Source organism: Burkholderia sp. AU45274 (assembly GCF_030482505.1).
In the GTDB taxonomy this organism is placed as follows: Bacteria; Pseudomonadota; Gammaproteobacteria; order Burkholderiales; family Burkholderiaceae; genus Burkholderia.
The window spans coordinates 1-18,130 of record NZ_JAUJQE010000021.1; the positions used below are offsets into that span (position 1 = coordinate 1).

An 18,130-nucleotide genomic window follows, 5' to 3' on the forward strand; every position below is an offset into this window, starting at 1 on the left:
GCACACGCCGATCTCGGTGCCTTTCTCGGCGGCCAGCTGCTTGAGCCGGATCGCCGCCGACAGCCCGGCGGGGCCGCCGCCGACGATCACGACGTCGTATTCCATCGATTCGCGCGGGCCGTATTGCGCGAGCAAGTCCTGTGTGGTCAAAATCCTGTCTCCTCCTGTGTCCCGACCGTCAGCCGGTCAGAACTGATCTTCCGTCAACGCGAGCACGCCCTCGTTGCCCTTCGTGCCGACGATCGACGCTTCGAATGCGCCTGCCTGCACCAGCACGTGCTCCGCATAGCATTGCGCGATCGCGATCTTCGCATCGAAGAAGGCCGGGTCGCTCGCGCGGTTCGCGTGCGCCGCCACCAGCGCGCGGCCCATCTGCCACCCGCACAGCACCACGCCCGCCAGCTTCAGGTACGGCACGCTGCCCGCGAACACCGCGTTCGGGTCCTGCTTCGCGTTCGCCACCACGTAATCGACCACCGACGACAGCGCCTTCGCGCCCTTCTCCAGCTGCGCCTTCACCGACGCAGCCGCCGCGCCGTCCAGCTTGCCCAGCGCCGCGACCGTGTCGCCGATCTCCGCGATCAGCGCCTTCGCCACCGCGCCGCCGTCGCGCATCGTCTTGCGGCCCACCAGGTCGTTCGCCTGGATCGCCGTCGTGCCTTCGTAGATCGCCAGGATACGGGCATCGCGGTAATACTGCGCCGCGCCCGTCTCCTCGATGAAGCCCATCCCGCCGTGCACCTGCACGCCCAGGCTCGCCACGTCGTTCACCATCTCCGTGCTCCAGCCCTTCACCACCGGCACCAGATACTCGTAGATTGCCTGATGACGGGCCCGCGTCGCCTCGTCCGAATGGCGGTGGGCAATGTCGCTGTGCGCGGCGGCCACGTAGGCCAGCGCCCGCGCGCCTTCGGTCAGCGCGCGCATCGTGCCGAGCATGCGGCGCACGTCCGGGTGATGGATGATCGTCACCGACTGCTTGGCCGAACCGTCGACCGGGCGGCTCTGCACGCGTTCCTTCGCGAATTCCGCGGCCTTCTGGTAGGCGCGGTCGGCCACGCCGATCCCCTGCATCCCGACGCCGAAGCGCGCCGCGTTCATCATGATGAACATGTATTCGAGGCCGCGGTTTTCCTCGCCGACCAGGTAGCCGATCGCGCCGCCGTGGTCGCCGTACTGCAGCACCGCCGTCGGGCTCGCCTTGATCCCGAGCTTGTGCTCGATCGACACGCAGTGCACGTCGTTGCGTGCACCGAGCGAGCCGTCGTCGTTGACCATGAACTTCGGCACGATGAACAGCGAGATGCCCTTCACGCCTTCCGGCGCGTTCGGCGTGCGCGCCAGCACCAGGTGGACGATGTTGTCCGCCATGTCGTGCTCGCCCCACGTGATGAAGATCTTCGTGCCGAACACCTTGTACGTGCCGTCGCCCTGCGGCTCGGCACGCGAGCGCACCAGTGCGAGATCGGAGCCGGCCTGCGGCTCGGTCAGGTTCATCGTGCCGGTCCATTCGCCCGAGATCAGCTTCGGCACGTAGCGTTGCTTCTGCTCGTCGGTGCCGGCCGTCAGCAGCGCCTCGATCGCGCCGTCGGTCAGGAGCGGACAGAGCGCGAACGACAGGTTCGATGCGTTCAGCATCTCGATGCACGGCGTCGCGATCAGCTTCGGCAGCCCCTGGCCATCGTATTCGGACGGGTGCTGCAGGCCCTGCCAGCCGCCTTCGACGAACTGGCGGAATGCTTCGCCGAAACCCGGCGTCGCGGTCACGACGCCGTCCTTCCAGCTGCTCGGGTTGCGGTCGCCTTCGACGTTCAGCGGGGCCAGCACCTCGCCGCAGAACTTCGCGGATTCGTCGAGCACGGCCTGCGCCGTGTCGTAGCCGGCATCCTCGAAGCCCGGCAACTGCGCAACGGCGTCGATGCCGGCCAGTTCCTTCAGCACGAACAGCATGTCCTTGACGGGGGCGTGATAGCTCATGGTCGATGTTCCAATCAGACGTTTTATGAGGGGCGCTATCGGGCGAGACGCGGGAAAACCGGCTCAGGCCCGGGCGACGACGTGAGGCATCGTAATCCTAGGCCGGGCGATTCTTATTGTCATATCCGGCCCATGTGGTGACAAAATCGGCCACGGGATTTGGGGGTTGGGCGGGGAAAGGCCGGATGGGTGGGGGTTTGGGCGGTAGCCGCTTTTATCCTTCAGATGAATCGGTGAGCAATCGACATGCCCGCCGGGGCTATCCGAGTGGCAGCCACGGCTGGATTGCCGCAATAGAACCGAGGCCCTCGTGCAGACTCGTCCGAAGACACCGAATGTCTTCGTCACGTCGATGGTACGTCTGAACTCCTCAGCCACAACACAATGACATGACCATTCGAGTGCGGTCATGCAGACCGGTACACACCAAATCGACGCGGACTCCCTGTCACTCGAATTCCTCGTTGAATTCGCTCAAAGAGAGGAACAGGCGATGCAATCGCTCGGGCGGTGGTTACGGCGCGCTGGCGCCGCGTTGGTTTTACTGTTGGCCTTTCAGACTCGATCGTACGCGGTGCCCCCGTGGTCACGGAACATTCGCTGACGGTCAACGGGATCACGCTTCACTACCTGGAGGCGGGCGCCAAGGGGGCACGCCTATCGTGCTGCTTGGCGGCTACGGCGAGACGAGCCACATGTGGCTGCCGCTCATATCCAAACTTGCCGTGAATCACGTCGTGATTGCGGCGGATCTGCCAGGCGCCGGCGAGTCGGACATCCCTGCAGCCGGTTACGACAAGTAGACGATGGCCCAGGACATTCACGCGCTGGTGAAGGCGCTCGGCAAGCGTGACGTCGAGGTCGTGGGACACGACATCGGCCTCATGGTGGCATACGCCTACGCCGCCCAGTACCGGAATGAAAGCAGGCGCCTTGCGCTGATGGAATCGTTCCTGCCGGGTGTCGGGAACTGGCAGCCATACTACTACTCGCCTGCGAAGTGGCATTTCGCGTTCTATGGCGAAACGCCACTGAAGCTCGTGCACGCCCGCGAGCGAATTTACCTCGACCATTTCTGGAACGACTTTGCCGCCAATCCCGATCATTCGGTGTCGGAGGCAGATCGAGAGCTCTATACGAGCATCTATGCGCAGCCGGGCCGGATGCGCGCTAGCTTCGAATGGTTCCACGCCTTTCCGCAGGACATACAGGATTTCCAGCAATTCGTGAAGACGCCATTGCAAGATGCCGGTTTTCGTCCTGACCGGCAGAAGGCTGCCGATGACTTCACGATCGATCAGGTTCGCGTGGTGGCGGTGAACGTGCGGGGGGAAGTGATCGAAGGGGCTGGCCATTGGCTGATGTCCGAGGCGCCTGATCGAACGATGGGTGCGCTGGACACTTTCTTAACGCGCATAAGTGCCACTGAGCCTGATGGCCTTTATGATCACTGCCTGATTGCGCATTCTCGGCCATCGCTGGGTCGACGCGCGAGCAGTTCCTCGCGGCTCTCCTACAGGAAACCCGATAAGAAATTGTAGGGAGAGCAACCGGGCGCCGCGGTGATATGAGTCCACGCGCACTTTGACCGTCCGAAGTCGGGTTGAAAGGTGCCGCACGTATTCGTGCGGCGAAGGTCTCAGAAGGTTGGTGGATTCAGCCGATCACCCCTGAATGAATCCACTACCCAAATCGATCGCTCGATTGCCAAAGGCTAACACCTCTTCGTCGGCCAAAGAGCGGCTACCAAATCTATCTCCTTATGTCCGCTCTGTACTTCGACGCGGTAATTGGTGGACTAAGGTAGAGAAATCAACTCGTAGAGACTCAACTGACGGCCGCTTCTTTAAACATTTCGAGAACCGCGTCCATCGATACGCAGACTGTATATCCAGAGTTGGAGATGTCAACATTTATCACATCACCTCGATTGCTATGCCATTTTGTTTCATACGGAATAAATCTCGAAACTAGGCCAATTACCCTAAAGTATCCATCGAGGCAATGCTCAACAACTGGACCTCCGCTATTTCCCGGATAGGCCGGACAGTCTATAACAAACGCTGATTTTTCCGCGTCAACACCGGCAACAATTCCTTTTCGGATCAGCGGCCGTGAGAAATCATAGAATTTGCTGGTCTGTAGCCCAAGTGAAGTGGGGTAGCCTAGCAGGTAGACGTCGCTCGCTAACGAAATCGAATCAAGCATGCCCGCCGCTTCAACATCAACGGAAACGGCGCCGCCGCTCCCAAGCTGCAGAGGCGTCACATAGGGTTCTCCAACCAGGGTCGTTGGCCGTTTTACCGAATTCTTCAGCTGTTTAAGCGGAGTAACGTGATCGTGACCATCCAGCGGTTGATTCCTGCCAATCAAAATTGCCGCGATATCAAATTTGCTACTAGCAAATATCTTCGCATCGTTCAAATCGATCTGAAAAATCGTAGGTGTAGCCAGACTCTTATCCGGGCTATGGCACGTAACAGTTAGTGCCGTCCCGTATAACTGGTCGTGCCGGTCAAATATAACGTGCTTAGCGGTAACGAGATAGTTGGCTCCATCAAGCTTAAGCCTAAATCCTGACCCCAAGGACTTCCCCTCATTGAGGCTCAACAACACAGCATAAGACAGATTGTCATTAGGGATGCGATTCGAGATTAATTCATTAATTTTATTCTTACCATTTTTTGATTTATTCAATTTTCTTACCTTTTCTTAATTTATTGAGAAGAAAAATTCCCTACCAAGAGACACGCGAGCGTTAAAATCAATCCAGTAGCGGTCGGCGTCGCGGATCGCCCGCATATCCGGTTAACGGTTACGTGGACCAAATATTGAGTGCATCCGTACCCACCGACAGCGGTCATTCCGTGGCGGGCACGACTATCGATCAGTCCATGCGTCGATGCCGGTACTCAACTATTACTTATTAGCGACAACTCCGGTCGCGGTGCTGCAGGCGGGCAGTCGTATCTGGCGGCCGCTTCACCCAGTTACCCAACGTTGGTGCTATTAAGGCGTAACGGGTGCCAACGGGTCGGTAGCGACCGCTGCAAACACCCAGTAGCGCAAGCCTCGATTCATCCTTCTGACCAAGGCTCTTTTAGACAAGGCACAAGCATTACCGCATCATTAAAGTACCGTTCGCAAACGCACGGGTAGCTAGCGTCTTCATGCGCACGGGAAAGGTGACTTTGACCATGTGAATATGCCAGCAGCCGCGACTCGCAAGCGCGCTCTGTCGTTCGGCCAGTGGCAGGCAATCACAACCGCCCAGTGACTGCGCCCTCCGTGCGCACGGACACGGCCGCCCTCAATTAATCCCCGTACTTCACCACCACCAACGGCCCCACAAACGCCTCAAAGTGCGGCAACCAAATCGGTATCGCCTCCTTGACCGCAAACATCCCGTGCCCGTTCTTGCCAAACGGCGGTTCAACAATCATCTGCCCGCGCCCACCCGCCCCCTGAAACGCGGCAAACCACGTCGCCACCACCTCCGGCGCGAAATACTTGTCGTTCTGCACGTAATGCCACAGCACCGGCACCTGTGTCGTGCTCGCGAAATGCCCGATCGTGTCGGCCATCTGCTTCGGATCGCACGGCATGCCGGGATGAGTCGTCGGGTTCCCCCCACGCCCACCAGAAAAGTTCACCACCGCAACCACCCCCTGCGGCGCGTAGCTCGCCGCCGCCAGCGACGCAAAACCACCCGCCGATTGCCCGACCAATACAACGCGGTTTCGATCCACTTGCGGCAACGTCTGCGCATACCGCACGGCCGCGAGCACATCGCGCGCGGCCTGCTGCCCCGCAGCAAGGTAATCCGGATGCCGGCACGAACCCGCATCCTCTTCATCGACCCCGCCCGTCGCTCCGTACCCGCGGCGGATCGGCACGATGACCGCGAAGCCGAGCTTCACGAACGTCCGGATCTGCGGCAACGCGCGATAGCGGCGCACCTTCGGCCGGTCGCGCGGATCGGGCGGATCGGGCGGGCTGCCGTGGCTCAGCACGATCAACGGAAAGGGTCCGGGGCCATCCGGCATGTAGGTGGTGGCGACGATGTCGCGCGTGCTCGCCCCCTCATCGACCGGGACCTTGACGATGGTTTCATGCAGATCCGGCGCGATGGACGTGTCGTCGACCGCCGTCGCCGCACAGCCGACGACGGAAGCGATCAACGCGCCCGAGATGAGCACCCGGCACAAGCAGATGGCGATCCGGTTTCGACGAACGACGATGCTCATGGGTGATCTCTCCACGAATCCGCAGCCGACGGCCTACGCAGCCGCGATGCCTACGGCGAAGGCGTCAGTGTATCCGGGCGGCGGCACGGCCGGGCCAGTCGCACGTGCACAGCCCGCACCAGCATCGCAACACCCCCCCACCGTCCGATCACCACCGATAACTAACATCGCCCGTCACCATCAACCGCGTGCCATAGAAACACCCGCCCGCCGAAAAACACGACGACACATAAGTCCGGTCGAACAGGTTGTTCACATGCGCCGCAACGCGCCATCCCTTCCACGCGGACCGTTCGACGCCAAGGTCATACGACAGCCCGAGATCAACAAGCACGACAGCCGGCACATCGAACGTATTGACGTTGTCACCCGCGCTGCGCCCCACATAATGCACACCACCACCGACCCTCAACCCGCGCAACCCCGGCCGCTCAACCGCATAGTCCAGCCAAAGCGACGCGAGATGGCGCGGCACCGCTGCCACGCGCTTGCCGACCGCGGTCGGATCCGTATCGGCCTGCACCGTCGTATCAAGATAGGTGTACGCAGCAATTACATCCAGTTGCTTCCACACACGCGCCCGCCCTTCCAGCTCGATCCCGCGCGATCGCACCTCCCCCGTCTGCACGCTGAAGAACGGATGCTCCGGATCGGCGGTCAGGACATTGCGCTGGCGAATATCGAACGCCGCGATCGACGCGTTCTGCAGCCGGTCCGGCGACTGATAACGCAACCCGACCTCGAACTGCTTCGCCTTCGTCGGCGTGAACGGCTGACCATCGAAACGCGTGCCGAGCGCCGGCTCGAATGAAGTCGAATAGCTCATGTACGGCGCAAAGCCGCTATCGAACAGATAGACCGCCCCCGCGCGCCCCGTGAACGCCCGCGTACTCTGCCGCACGCTCGCGGACCGCAGCAGGTCATCGGTGGTCGTGCGTGACCACTCCTCGCGCCCGCCGAGCGTGAACACCCACCGATCCCAACGCACCTGATCCTGCAGATAGACGCCGATCCGGTCAGGCGTCTGGCGCGTCTGCTGCGCGACCGGCGGCACCGCATACGGCTGCCCGTAATCGGGCGCCCGCGTATCGAGCGGCGGCGCCGCGCCGAAGCCCGAGCCGACGAGATTCGCCACCGCATGCTCATACGACAGCCCGGCCAGCACCGTATGCTCGACCGGCCCCGTCATCACGCGCATCTCGGCCTGGTTGTCGAGCGCGAGATGGTTCACGTGCTCGCGCGACCACGACAGCGAACGGTTCAGCACGCCCGGCGCCAGATACGGCGCGATGAAATTGACCGCCGCGCCCGCGAAGTCGACATCGAGATGCGTATAGCGCACGTTCTGCCGAACCTTCCACGTCGAATTGAAACGATGCTCGAACGCATAGCCGATCATCGCCTGCGTGCGGTCGTACGTATCGAACCCCGGCAGCCCCGGAAAGAAGTGCGTCGGAATCCGCCGTCCCGAATCCGGCCAAAGCGTACCGACTGCCGGCAGCCAGCCCGCGAAGTTGTTGTGCGGATCGCGCTGGAACGACCCCAGCAGCGTGAAACGCGTATCGGCATTCGGCTGCCACATCAGCGACGGCGCGACGACGATCCGCTGCTGCCGAGAATAATCGATCTGCTCGTCGGCGTGGCGTGCGAGGCCGTCGATCCGGTAGCGCCATGTTCCATCTTTCGTCACGGGCCCGCTGAAGTCGAATGCAAGCTGCCCGCGATCGCGGTTGCCGGTCTGCACGGCGAGCAGGTGCTGCGCATCGCGCGTGGGCCGCTTGCTGACCATGTCGACGATGCCGCCCGGGCTCGCCTGCCCGTACAGCACCGACGCCGGGCCGCGCAGCACGTCGATGCGTTCGAGCGTCCACGGATCGACGACGCTCGCGGCCCAGTTCACGCCTTTCGGCAGCGGCAGGCCGTCGAGCATCTGCGGATTGATCGCCGCCGCCGCGAAGCCGCCGAAGCCGCGCAGGAACACGCTCTCGAGCACACCGCCGGGGCGTGAATCCGCGTAGGCGCCCGGCGTATAGCGCAGGCTGTCGCCGACGCTGTGCACGTCCTGCCGGTCCATCTGTTCGCGCGTGACGACCGACAGGCCCTGCGGCACCTCGACGATCGCCGTGTCGGTCTTGGTGCCCGCGCGCGACACGTCGGCCGCGATGCCTTGCACGGCGCCGACACCTGTCTCGCGTCGCCCGTCAACGACGATCGGCGCGAGCAGCGAGGCATCCGCCGCTGGTTCGCCCGCCTCCCGCGCATCCTGCGCCGAAGCAACAACCGGCATCGCGGTCGCACAGGCCAGTGCGGCCGCCCAGCCCGGTACGCGCCGCCACGCCGCGCGCGGCAACGGAAATCCTGGCCGCGCACGGCGGCCGGTGTGTGATCGATTCATCTCGGGTTATCCGGAAAGCGGAGACGGACGTCGGCGGATATGCCGCGCCCTCGAGTCGGAAGACGGGCCGCTCGTGCAACGGCGACCTCGACTGAACAGCGAATGGGAATCATTTACGCCGACGCAGCGCCGGTAAATGCCGGCGGAAGCAATCAACGAATGCGCGGCACGCAACTGACGGCCGCAGGTTTATTCGTCTGACGTTAACAAAATGTCACGTTTGAATATCGTTATCCTGAACGACTAAACGATTGATCGGATGATAGGATAGCGACACCCTCAAGCTTCAAGCGAAACACGCAATGTCAAGCCTGCCCCCGGCCACCCGACACTCGCTCGTCGATTCGGCGATCGATATCCTCAAATCCAATATCACTTCCGGCATCTGGCGCGTCGGTCAGCGCATTCCGACCGAGCTCGATCTCGCGAAACAGCTCGAGGTCGGGCGCAACACGGTGCGCGAGGCGGTTCGCACGCTCGCGTATTCCGGCGTGCTCGAAGTGCGCCAGGGCGACGGCACCTACGTGCGCCGCAATGTCGATCCGGCCGAGACGATGCGCGACGTCGATCGCGCCGCGCGCAGCGACCATCTCGAGCTGCAGTGCATGCTCGAAACGGAATGCGCGCGCTACGCGGCGCGCCGGCGCACGGACGAGGATCTCGCGACACTGCGCAAACTGCTGAAGGCGCGTGGCGAGCGCGAAGCGTCGCGCGACGTGAAGAAGTTCGTCGAGCGTGACCGCGCGTTTCATATCGCCGTGGCCGCCGCATCGCACAATCACGCGCTCGAAGCGCTGTATCGCTACTTCTCGGGCTCGATCCTCGCGAACGTCGAGGACATCCTCGTCGAACTCGACGAGGCCGAGATCCCCGAGCCGGACATGCGGGCGCACCAGGCGGTGCTCGACGCGATCGAACAGCGCGACGAGAACAAGGCCGTTCGCGCGACGCTCGCGATCCTCAAGCCGCAAATGACCTGGCTCGAAACCCGCGAGACGCCCGCCGCCTGACGCGCCCGTCGCACCCAGCGTGCGCTACGCGGCGACGGCCTCGATCACGTCGATCTGCCCGTCCGGCGCGGAGCGGACTCCGGCGGGCCGCCAGCCGGCGGCGCCGAGCAGCGCGTCGTATTCGTCCCGCGTGCGCTCGCGGCCGCTGCCCCAGCACATCATGTGGATGTCGTAGAGCTTCGAGAAATGCGCGACGCCCGGCGCCGGCACGACCCGTTCGATCACGAACACGCGTGCGCCGTCCCGGGCGCTTTCGCGTGCCCGCTTGAGGATCGCCACGCACTCGTCGTCGTTCCAGTCGTGCAGGATCAGCTTCAGCAGGTAGACGTCGGCCGCCGGCACCGCGTCGAACATGTTGCCGCCCGCCTTGCTGCAGCGTGCGCTCACACCCATGCGCTGCACCCAGTCGTCCGCATCGCCGTCGATCACTTCCGGCAGGTCGAACACGACGCCGGTCAGCGACGGGAACCGCCGCAGCAGGCTGCACAGCATGTGCCCCTGGCCGCCGCCGATGTCGCACGCATGCGTGCCCGGCGCGAACGTGACGTCGCGCAGCGCATCGACCACCTGTTCCGACTGCACGGTCGAGAAGCTCGACATTGCGCGCTTGAAATCGGTCCGGTAGCGGTCGTGGTCCTTCGCATAGTCGAACGCCATCGCGCCGAACTCGCGGACGAAACCGTTCTGCTGCCCCTCGCGCACCATGTCGGGCAGATGCGCCCAGATCGCGTAATGCTCCGGCCCTTCCTGCAGCAGCACGAAATCACGCAGCGTGCTCGGGGCGTCCACATGCAGCAGCGCCCCCGACGCGGTGGCCCGGAAGCCGCGGCGCGTGTCCTCGTCGAGCAGGCCGAGCGACGCGAGCGCGCGCAGCAGCCGGTACAGCAGCGGCTCGTCGACATCGAGCTTCGCCGCGAGCGCGGCCGACGACACCGGCGCATCCGTCGTGACCGCATCGAACACGCCGAGCCGCGTGCCCGCATACAGGATCCGGCTGCGCCACCGTCCGAACAGCGTATCCAGCACCTGTTTTGCCGCATTTTCCATAAAGTACTCCTGAACATGAGCCGACCGCGCCGGCACGTGACGCACCGGGCGATCGCATCGTCAATGAAGCATACGGATCACTGCTCGTGCAGGAATTCCCGGATCGGGTAGCCGACGTGGCGCTGCGCATCGAGCGTGTAGCCGAGGATGCGGTCGCCGCGCTTGAGCTCCGTGATGTTGTGCACGCTGCCTTTCGGCCCGAGCACGCGCACGTGCCAGTCGTCCTGCGCGATGATGTTGATCGCGCGATTGGCGGCATTCTTCGCCTCGATCAGCAGCAGCGGCCGCGTCTCGACCTTCGCGCGCCCGACCACGACGCGGCGCGCCTTGCCCTGCACGTTGACGGCGAGGATCTCCGCGCCCGATTCGAGCTCGGCGAGATAGCGCGTGCGGTTGTCCGGCGCGACGACGTACGAATGGAGCGCGGCCGCGTTCACGCGGAACGGGCGCGTCGGCATGTACGGCAGCGGGTGCGTCTCGCTGCTGATGAGGATCATGCCGGTCGAATACGAGCCGACGAGGATGCCCTCGTCCTGCTCGAAGCGCGAGCAGGTATCGACGCACACGCGTTCGCCCGGCCCGAGGTGCGTGAGCCCGACGATCTCGATTTCCTCGAGCTGCAGATCCTCGACCGTGTCGCTGCAGATCGACACGAGCTGCGTGGCCTGCCCGACCTGCGTCGGCGTGAGCAGCACGCCTTCGGGGCCGCGCTGCAGCACGTTCAGCGTGACCTCCGCATCCTCCAGGTCGGCGACGACCGTGATCAGCTCGCCCGACGCCTGGTCGGCAGCGGCCAGCAGGATCTCGAGCGGGATCTTGCTCGGGTCCTGCAGGAATTCGACGAGCAGCCACGGCGTCGTGGTCGACAGCTCGCAGGCGCGCGTGAGCGTCGCCTCGCCCGTCACCTCGATGAACACGCCGAGTTCGGCACCATCCGGCACCGCGAAATCGACCGGCAGGCCATCCTTCACGAGGATGATCTGCACCTGCTCGAGCAGCGCGGCATCGGCCGTCTGCCGATCGACGACCGCGACCTTGCACGCGCTCGGCGGCAGCCGCCCGGCCTGCGCCGCATCCTTCACGACGAATGCGGACACGCCGACATGCAGCGCTTCCTCGGTGATCTCGTCCGCGAGCTCGCCGATGTTGCGCAGGTCAATCCAGGAAAGCTTCTTCAAGGCCAATCTCCTTCGAAGGGGATAACGCAGGTTGAGTGACAGGATGAAACTAGCGGCTGACGGAAACGACCGAGCGCGACGCGGCGGCCCTCATCCGGCAATCCACCCAGCCGGCGCCCGGTTCGTAGCCGGCAAGCCGGACGCCGGGCGCGACATCGGCGAGACCGACGCGCGCGCCGTCGTCGGTCCGGAACCGTACTGCGCGGTCGCCGCGCATCACGACGCGCGTGTTCGCGCCGGACGCGCTGCGCGTGTGCAGTGCGACGAGCGGCGCGGATTCGATCCGCACGCGGCCGACCACGATCGCGCGCGTGTCGCCGGCCGCGCCGACCGTCAGGATCCGCTCGCCGGAACGCAGCAGCGAAAGCTGGCGCGCGCGGTCGCCGCCGCAGAACACGAACGATTCGGCCGAGCCCGCGTCGATGCCGAATGTGAGCGGCCGGCCCGGCGGGTGCGCGGCGCCGGCCGCGACGACGAGCAGCATGCTGGTCGCGCTCGCGCCGGCCAGCACGCACTCTTCGCCGTCCAGCTGCGAACAGCCGTCGATCACCGCATGCAGCCCGGTGCCGAGCGGCTCGACGCGCTGCACCTCGAATGTCTTCAGCTTCAGCGGCTCGCGGGCGCGCAGCTCGCCGCATGCGGCCAGCACGCCACGCAACGCGGCCGCATCGCGCGGGGCGAACGCGATGTCGACCGGCGACTGCGCATGCTTGCGCGCGAGGTAGGCCGCGCCGTGCGGATCGGCCAGCGACACGACGATGCGGCACGCGGCCTCGCGGACACCCGCGAGCAGGCGCTCGAGCGGCACCGTGGTCACGAGCGCGTAGTCGATCAGGACGAGCGCGTGCCGCGCGATCGCGGTGCGCACGGCATCGAAATCGGCCGCGCCGTCGATCCTCACGCGAACGCCTGCGAGCGGCGCATGCACGTCGTCGACCAGCGTTGCGACGCCCGGCGTCGATACGGACAGTTGCGCCGCCGCGCCGGGCGCGCACGTGTCGCGCTCGGCCTCGGCCACCACGAAACGGCACGCGCCGGCCCTCACTGCGTCGGCCGCGACGGCGCCTGCCTGCGCGCCGAGCGCGCGCAGGTCGATCCACGGATAGCGATGCATGGAAATCCTCTACGGTCGGAATGAACCGGGCGCGACGGCCCGGCGCACCGGCTCAGGCGGCCAGGTGCGCGGCACGCCGCTCGACACCGTGCACGGCATCGGACAGGCGGCGGATCAGCGGTGCGGCCTTCGGCGCGGCGAACACGTTGCGACCGGCCGCGATGCCGAGCGCACCCGCGTTCATCACGCGCGACGTGAACGCGACGAACTCGTCTTCCGGCAGCTTCGCGCCGCCCGCGACCAGCACCGGCAGCGACGAGCCGGCGATGATGTCGGCCATGCTCGCGGCGTCGCCGCTGTTCGGCAGCTTGACGATGTCGGCGCCGAGATCCGCCGCGACGTTCGCCGCGTGGGCAATCAGTTCGGTCTGCGGACGATCGCCAAGGCCCGGGCCGCGCGGATAGATCATCGCGAGCAGCGGCAACGACCAGCGCGCGCACTCGGTCGCGATGCGGCTCAGGTCGAGCAGCTGCTGGTTCTCCGTCTTCGAGCCGAGATTCACGTGCACGCTGACCGCGTCCGCGCCGCATGCGAGTGCATCCTCGACGCTCGCGAACAGCGTCTTCGCGTTCGTGTCCTCCGCGTAGCGCGTGCAGCCGTTCAGGTGCACGACGAGCGCGAGATCGCTCAGCACGTCGGGAGACAGGAAGCGTGCGCGGCCACGATGCACGACGATCGCGTCGCCGCCGTGCGCGGCAATGTCGCCCACCAGTTGCCGCAACTGCTGCGGAGGGGCGATGGGCCCGTCCGCGAGCGAATGGTCGAGCGGCACCATCAGACACTTGCCCGACGCGGCACGCACCACCCGCCGCATCCTGAGCGCCTTGCCAGAAACCGATAGAAGAGCGTCCATCCTTGATTCCTCGCCAGAAATGGAGAGGCCGGCCCGTGCGACTTCAGCCTGCCCCCGGAGTGCCCGCTTGCGGGCGGAACTGGAGCAACAACCGAGCAACGCTTGCAGCAAATCTTGCGTCGTGTAAGACTTGCATAGACCCAATCATCCTATGATTGGATCATCCTTGCAAGTACATTGCGAGCGATCCTGTTTCCCGACCGGGGGACGCATTCGACGCGGCATCGGTTCCCCTTTGCAGACAACGGCAGCACATCAACCTGTGAGGTGTCTATGAAGTTCGGCGTGTCCTTTTTGCCCGATACCGGCCCGGCCGACCGCCCGGCGGCCGATTACTACGCGAACGCGCTGAAGCTCAGCGCGCTGGGGGACCGGCTCGGCTACACGTACGTGAAGATGACCGAGCACTACCTGAAGCCGTATGGCGGCTACAGCCCGTCGCCGCTGATGTTCCTCGCGGCCGCGGCCGCGCAGACGAAGTCGATCCGCCTGATGACGGGCGGCATCCAGGCGTCGTTCCATCATCCGATCCAGCTCGCGGCCGAGGCCGCGCAGCTCGACGCGATCTCGAACGGGCGGCTCGAGCTCGGCTTCGCGCGCGCGTTCCTGCCGTACGAATTCGAGGCGTTCGGCATCGATCTCGATTCGAGCAAGGCGCGCTTCCAGCAGACGATCGACGCGACGGTGCGCCTGCTCGCCGAGGAATCGGTCAGCGAGGACACGCCGTTCTTCCGCTACCGCGACGCGCGATCGCTGCCGCGCCCGACGCAGCAGCCGCGTCCGCCGGTCTGGGTCGCGGCGCTGCTCACGCCGTCCAGCTTCGAGTGGATCGGCGAACGCGGCTTCAACCTGCTGATGGCCGCGCCGCCGCGCAAGGACGCGCTCGCGAAGACGCAGGACATGGTGGCCCTCTATCGCGAGACGTTCGAGCGCCATCACGGCCACACCGGCCGCCGGCCGCAGGTCGCGATCAGCATCCCGCTGATGATCGGCACGTCGGACGCGCACGCGCTGGCGCTCGCGGAGCCGCGCCTGCGCCATCACTGGCGCTATTTCGCGGACGCCGCGAAGTCGTGGGAGCAGGTGCAGTCGTCGGCCTACCAGGGCTACAACGAGGCGATGAAGAACAAGATGGGCGGCATGGACACGGCCGACCTCGACGCAACCGCCGTGCTCGGCACGCCCGACACCGTGCGCCAGCGCATTCGCGCGCTGGAAGCCGACCTCGGGCTCGACGCGATCCTGTGGCACATCGACTACGGCGCGCAGCCGTACGAGCTGATGAGCAACAACCTGGAAGTGTTCGCCCGCGACGTGCTGCCGGGGCTATGACGCCATGCCGATCTCTTCCGGACCCACGGCGGACTCGCCCATGACACCGTCCCTGTCACTCGACACGATCGTCGTCGGCGCCGGCATCGGCGGCCTGGCCGCCGCGCTCGCGCTGCGCCGCGCCGGCCATCGCGTCACCGTCCTCGAGCAAAGCCGGGCGTTCCGGGAAGTCGGCGCGGGGCTGCAGGTCGTGCCGAACGCCACGCGCGCGCTGCGTGCGCTCGGCGTGCTCGACCGGCAGCGGCTGGCCGCCGTCGCCCCGACCGCGACGATCCGCCGCCGCTGGCAGGACGGCAGCCTGCTCGGTTCCTTCCCGCTCGGCGACGACGTCGAGGCCGCCTTCAACGCGCCGTACTGGAACGCGCATCGCGCCGACCTGCATGCCGCGCTGCTCGACGCCGTGCGCGACCCGGACACGGCCGGCCCGCCCGTCGCCGTGCTCGGCGGCATCGCGGTGCGCGGGCTCGACGCGTGCGGGCCGGACGGCGCGACCGTCGTCGATGCGGCGGGCACGCGCTGGCGCGCGGATCTCGTCGTCGCGGCCGACGGCATTCACTCGACGCTGCGCCACGCGCTGCTCGGCGACGATGCGCCGCACTACAGCGGCGACGACGCGTATCGCGCGCTGATCGACGTCGACGCGATCGATCCGCACTCGCCCGTGTTCGAGATCGTCAAGGAGCCGCAGGTGACGATCTGGCTCGGGCCCGGCCGGCACGCGATCCATTACTGGGTGCGCGAGCGCCGGCTGCTGAACCTCGTCGTGATCGTGCCGGGCGACGGCAGCACGCGCGAATCGTGGAGCAGCAAGGGCGACCGCGCGACGCTCGAGGCCGAGCTCGATGGCTGGGACCCGCGCCTCGTCGGGCTGATCCGCTGCGCGTCGGACCTGAGCCGCTGGTCGCTGCACGACCGCCAGCCGCTCACGCGCTGGGTGTGGGACAGCGTATGCCTGCTCGGCGACGCGTGCCATCCGATGCTGCCGTACCAGTCGCAGGGCGCCGCGCAGGCGCTCGAGGACGCGGTCGTGCTCGGCCGGTGCGTGACCGGGCTCGCGTCGAAGGACGCCCTCGGCGCCGCGCTGGTCGAGTACCAGCGCTTGCGGATCGACCGCAGCGCGCGGATCCAGCTCGCGTCGGCCGGCAACGGCGGCGTGTTCCACCTGCCCGACGGCCCCGAGCAACAGGCGCGCGACGCCGAGCTCAAGTCGCGCCGCGCCGACTTCAAGTCCTACCACTGGACCTGGGCCGACGCGTACCAGCTTTGACGCCCGCCCCGGCGCCGCGTGGTACGACCCGCGGCACCGGGGCTCCTCGTGACAGGACCGCATCATGACGAACACCGTGGACATTGCGCAGCAACTGAAGCAGGCGATGCGCGGCGTGGCCGCCACCGTCACGATCGTCACGACCGGTGGCGACGGCGAAACGGCCGCCCCGTGTGCGCTGACCGCCAGCTCGTTCACCTCCGTCGCGCTCGATCCGCCGACCGTGCTGGTGTGCATCAACCGGCGCGCCAGCATTCACGCGTCGATCACCGGCCGCCGGCGCTTCTGCGTGAACGCGCTGCGCAGTTGCCACGTGCCGCTCGCGCTCGCGTGCAGCACGACGGGCTCCGACACGCGCTTCGCGCACGACGCATGGCGCACCGACGCGGCGACCGGGCTGCCCTACCTCGAGAACGCGCAGACGTCGTTCTTCTGCGACACGCTCGAACAGGTCGAGGTCGGCTCGCATTCGATCCTGGTCGGACGGGTCACGCGCGTTGCGATGTCCGACGACGTGAACCCGCTGATGTACGTGAACGGCGCGTTCGCCGCCGTCCGCTCGCTGCCGCCCGATGCCGGCGCCGGCCAATGACACCCCGATGCGTGCGTCACGCGTGATGCCGCGCGCAATCGTTGCGTGCGCTGCAGTCACGCTGCGCGCGCGTATCCCGCACTACCATTGCGCCGCATGCACGCGATGACACGGAGAAGCCGATGGCACCCGACCTGAACCTGCTGATTTCACTCGACGCGCTGCTCGAAGAGGGTAGCGTCGTCGGCGCCGCACGCCGCATGAACCTGAGCCCGCCCGCGATGAGCCGCACGCTCGCGCGCATCCGCGAGACGGTCGGCGACCCGATCTTCGTGCAGGCCGGCCGCAAGATGGTGCCGACGCCGCGCGCGCTCGAACTGCGCGGCGCCGTCCGCGAAACCGTGGAGCGCGCGTCGCAGTTGCTCGCCCCGTCCGCGGAAATCGATCTCGGCACGCTCGACAAGCAGTTCAACGTGCGCGCGAATGACATCTTCGTCGGCCTGCACAGCAGCCGCCTGCTCGAGGAGATGGCGCGCGGGATGCCGCGCGCGATGCTGCGCTTCATGCCCGAGGAAGACGACATCGACGACGACGCGTTGCGCAGCGGCCGCATCGACCTGTTCATCAGCGCGTCGCGCCGCCTCGGGCCGGAGATTCGCGTCCAGCCGCTGTTCACGACGACCTTCGTCGGCCTCGCGCGCGACGATCACCCGATCTTCGACGACGACATCACGCCCGAGCGCTTCGCGCGCTGGCCGCACATCGGCGTGTCGCGGCGCGGCAAGTCGGCGGGGCCGATCGACGACGCGCTCGCCGCGCGCGGCCTCGCGCGGCAGGTGCTGCTCGTCGTGCCGACGCCGTATGCGGCGATCTTCGCGCTGCAGGCATCGGACCTGATCCTGCCGCTGCCCGAGCATCTCGCGCGCGGCGCGGTGCGGGCCGGGCTCGGCGTGCGCGCATTCGAGCTGCCGGTGCCGCTCGAAACCGTGCTGATCACGCAGGCGTGGCATCCGCGCTTCCAGAGCGACCCCGCGCACCAGTGGCTGCGGCGTGTCGTGCGCGGGCTGTGCACCGGCCAGCCGGCGCTGCATCCGGCGCACGCATGACGCATGCGTCGTACGCACTCGTCGAGTGCAAAGACGTCACTGTTCCGCATGCATCGCTCGACCGTAGACTGG

16 protein-coding genes are annotated in these 18,130 nt (G+C 66.1%); 7 read left to right on the forward strand and 9 right to left on the reverse strand.

Annotation, left to right across the window (positions count from 1 at the left end):
* Together QZM35_RS36550 and QZM35_RS36555 are read right to left on the reverse strand one after the other, a co-directional pair.
* The coding region (locus QZM35_RS36550; RefSeq protein ID WP_124636892.1) for an FAD-dependent oxidoreductase at nucleotides 1-150 on the reverse strand (150 nt) is incomplete at its 3' end.
* Between the two features lie 36 nt (nucleotides 151-186).
* Complete coding sequence (locus QZM35_RS36555; protein WP_089429492.1) at nucleotides 187-1,977, reverse strand: acyl-CoA dehydrogenase; 1,791 nt, start codon at nucleotides 1,975-1,977, stop codon at nucleotides 187-189.
* 695 nt (nucleotides 1,978-2,672) lie between these two features.
* On the opposite strand from QZM35_RS36555, the gene QZM35_RS38200 reads away from it, so the two are divergent.
* Together QZM35_RS38200 and QZM35_RS36560 are read left to right on the forward strand one after the other, a co-directional pair.
* On the forward strand, nucleotides 2,673-2,780 hold the full coding sequence (locus tag QZM35_RS38200) for an alpha/beta fold hydrolase (RefSeq protein ID WP_367620804.1): 108 nt from the start codon (nucleotides 2,673-2,675) through the stop codon (nucleotides 2,778-2,780).
* A 3-nt stretch (nucleotides 2,781-2,783) separates the two neighbouring features.
* Entirely contained in the window at nucleotides 2,784-3,518 is a 735-nt protein-coding gene (locus tag QZM35_RS36560) for an alpha/beta fold hydrolase (protein ID WP_179255350.1), read from the forward strand.
* A 286-nt stretch (nucleotides 3,519-3,804) separates the two neighbouring features.
* Here QZM35_RS36560 and QZM35_RS36565 read toward each other — a convergent pair whose 3' ends face one another.
* The 3 genes from QZM35_RS36565 to QZM35_RS36575 all read right to left on the reverse strand — a co-directional run bounded on the left by QZM35_RS36565 (nucleotide 3,805) and on the right by QZM35_RS36575 (nucleotide 8,619).
* Nucleotides 3,805-4,674: a serine protease gene (locus tag QZM35_RS36565; protein ID WP_089434273.1), complete on the reverse strand. Its 870-nt coding sequence runs from the start codon at nucleotides 4,672-4,674 to the stop codon at nucleotides 3,805-3,807.
* A gap of 617 nt (nucleotides 4,675-5,291) precedes the next feature.
* Entirely contained in the window at nucleotides 5,292-6,224 is a 933-nt protein-coding gene (locus QZM35_RS36570; protein ID WP_301777706.1) for a S9 family peptidase, read from the reverse strand.
* 148 nt (nucleotides 6,225-6,372) lie between these two features.
* On the reverse strand, nucleotides 6,373-8,619 hold the full coding sequence (locus tag QZM35_RS36575) for a TonB-dependent siderophore receptor (protein ID WP_301777707.1): 2,247 nt from the start codon (nucleotides 8,617-8,619) through the stop codon (nucleotides 6,373-6,375).
* Nucleotides 8,620-8,921: 302 nt separating this feature from the next.
* On the opposite strand from QZM35_RS36575, the gene QZM35_RS36580 reads away from it, so the two are divergent.
* The gene (locus QZM35_RS36580; protein ID WP_089429489.1) at nucleotides 8,922-9,629 is read left to right on the forward strand and encodes a FadR/GntR family transcriptional regulator; all 708 of its coding nucleotides are present in this window, start codon (nucleotides 8,922-8,924) and stop codon (nucleotides 9,627-9,629) included.
* 24 nt (nucleotides 9,630-9,653) lie between these two features.
* Here QZM35_RS36580 and QZM35_RS36585 read toward each other — a convergent pair whose 3' ends face one another.
* The 4 genes from QZM35_RS36585 to QZM35_RS36600 form a co-directional block, all read right to left on the reverse strand.
* Nucleotides 9,654-10,676, reverse strand: a complete 1,023-nt coding sequence (locus tag QZM35_RS36585) for a methyltransferase (RefSeq protein WP_301777708.1) — start codon at nucleotides 10,674-10,676, stop codon at nucleotides 9,654-9,656.
* A 77-nt stretch (nucleotides 10,677-10,753) separates the two neighbouring features.
* Entirely contained in the window at nucleotides 10,754-11,854 is a 1,101-nt protein-coding gene (locus QZM35_RS36590) for a 3-dehydroquinate synthase II family protein (RefSeq protein ID WP_089429487.1), read from the reverse strand.
* A 49-nt stretch (nucleotides 11,855-11,903) separates the two neighbouring features.
* Nucleotides 11,904-12,968 carry a 3-dehydroquinate synthase II family protein gene (locus QZM35_RS36595; RefSeq protein ID WP_301777709.1) on the reverse strand — a complete coding sequence of 355 codons (1,065 nt, stop codon included), beginning with the start codon at nucleotides 12,966-12,968 and terminating at the stop codon, nucleotides 11,904-11,906.
* Between the two features lie 52 nt (nucleotides 12,969-13,020).
* Nucleotides 13,021-13,821 carry a 2-amino-3,7-dideoxy-D-threo-hept-6-ulosonate synthase gene (locus QZM35_RS36600; RefSeq protein ID WP_301777710.1) on the reverse strand — a complete coding sequence of 267 codons (801 nt, stop codon included), beginning with the start codon at nucleotides 13,819-13,821 and terminating at the stop codon, nucleotides 13,021-13,023.
* A 285-nt stretch (nucleotides 13,822-14,106) separates the two neighbouring features.
* Here QZM35_RS36600 and QZM35_RS36605 point away from each other — a divergent pair, with 285 nt between their 5' ends.
* From QZM35_RS36605 to QZM35_RS36620, 4 genes are all read left to right on the forward strand, one after another.
* Nucleotides 14,107-15,153 carry an LLM class flavin-dependent oxidoreductase gene (locus QZM35_RS36605; protein WP_301777711.1) on the forward strand — a complete coding sequence of 349 codons (1,047 nt, stop codon included), beginning with the start codon at nucleotides 14,107-14,109 and terminating at the stop codon, nucleotides 15,151-15,153.
* A 40-nt stretch (nucleotides 15,154-15,193) separates the two neighbouring features.
* Complete coding sequence (locus tag QZM35_RS36610; protein WP_089429483.1) at nucleotides 15,194-16,420, forward strand: FAD-dependent monooxygenase; 1,227 nt, start codon at nucleotides 15,194-15,196, stop codon at nucleotides 16,418-16,420.
* A gap of 64 nt (nucleotides 16,421-16,484) precedes the next feature.
* Nucleotides 16,485-17,012, forward strand: a complete 528-nt coding sequence (locus QZM35_RS36615) for a flavin reductase family protein (RefSeq protein WP_089429482.1) — start codon at nucleotides 16,485-16,487, stop codon at nucleotides 17,010-17,012.
* Nucleotides 17,013-17,134: 122 nt separating this feature from the next.
* Nucleotides 17,135-18,058, forward strand: a complete 924-nt coding sequence (locus QZM35_RS36620; RefSeq protein WP_089429481.1) for a LysR family transcriptional regulator — start codon at nucleotides 17,135-17,137, stop codon at nucleotides 18,056-18,058.
* Nucleotides 18,059-18,130 lie beyond the last annotated feature (72 nt).

Coding starts and splice junctions, on each gene's coding strand:
- QZM35_RS36555 (WP_089429492.1), bottom strand. CDS start 1,977: ATGAGCTATCACGCCCCCGTCAAGGACATGCTGTTCGTGCTGAAGGAA.
- QZM35_RS38200 (WP_367620804.1), top strand. CDS start 2,673: ATGTGGCTGCCGCTCATATCCAAACTTGCCGTGAATCACGTCGTGATT.
- QZM35_RS36560 (WP_179255350.1), top strand. CDS start 2,784: ATGGCCCAGGACATTCACGCGCTGGTGAAGGCGCTCGGCAAGCGTGAC.
- QZM35_RS36570 (WP_301777706.1), bottom strand. CDS start 6,224: ATGAGCATCGTCGTTCGTCGAAACCGGATCGCCATCTGCTTGTGCCGG.
- QZM35_RS36575 (WP_301777707.1), bottom strand. CDS start 8,619: ATGAATCGATCACACACCGGCCGCCGTGCGCGGCCAGGATTTCCGTTG.
- QZM35_RS36580 (WP_089429489.1), top strand. CDS start 8,922: ATGTCAAGCCTGCCCCCGGCCACCCGACACTCGCTCGTCGATTCGGCG.
- QZM35_RS36585 (WP_301777708.1), bottom strand. CDS start 10,676: ATGGAAAATGCGGCAAAACAGGTGCTGGATACGCTGTTCGGACGGTGG.
- QZM35_RS36595 (WP_301777709.1), bottom strand. CDS start 12,968: ATGCATCGCTATCCGTGGATCGACCTGCGCGCGCTCGGCGCGCAGGCA.
- QZM35_RS36600 (WP_301777710.1), bottom strand. CDS start 13,821: ATGGACGCTCTTCTATCGGTTTCTGGCAAGGCGCTCAGGATGCGGCGG.
- QZM35_RS36610 (WP_089429483.1), top strand. CDS start 15,194: ATGACACCGTCCCTGTCACTCGACACGATCGTCGTCGGCGCCGGCATC.
- QZM35_RS36615 (WP_089429482.1), top strand. CDS start 16,485: ATGACGAACACCGTGGACATTGCGCAGCAACTGAAGCAGGCGATGCGC.
- QZM35_RS36620 (WP_089429481.1), top strand. CDS start 17,135: ATGGCACCCGACCTGAACCTGCTGATTTCACTCGACGCGCTGCTCGAA.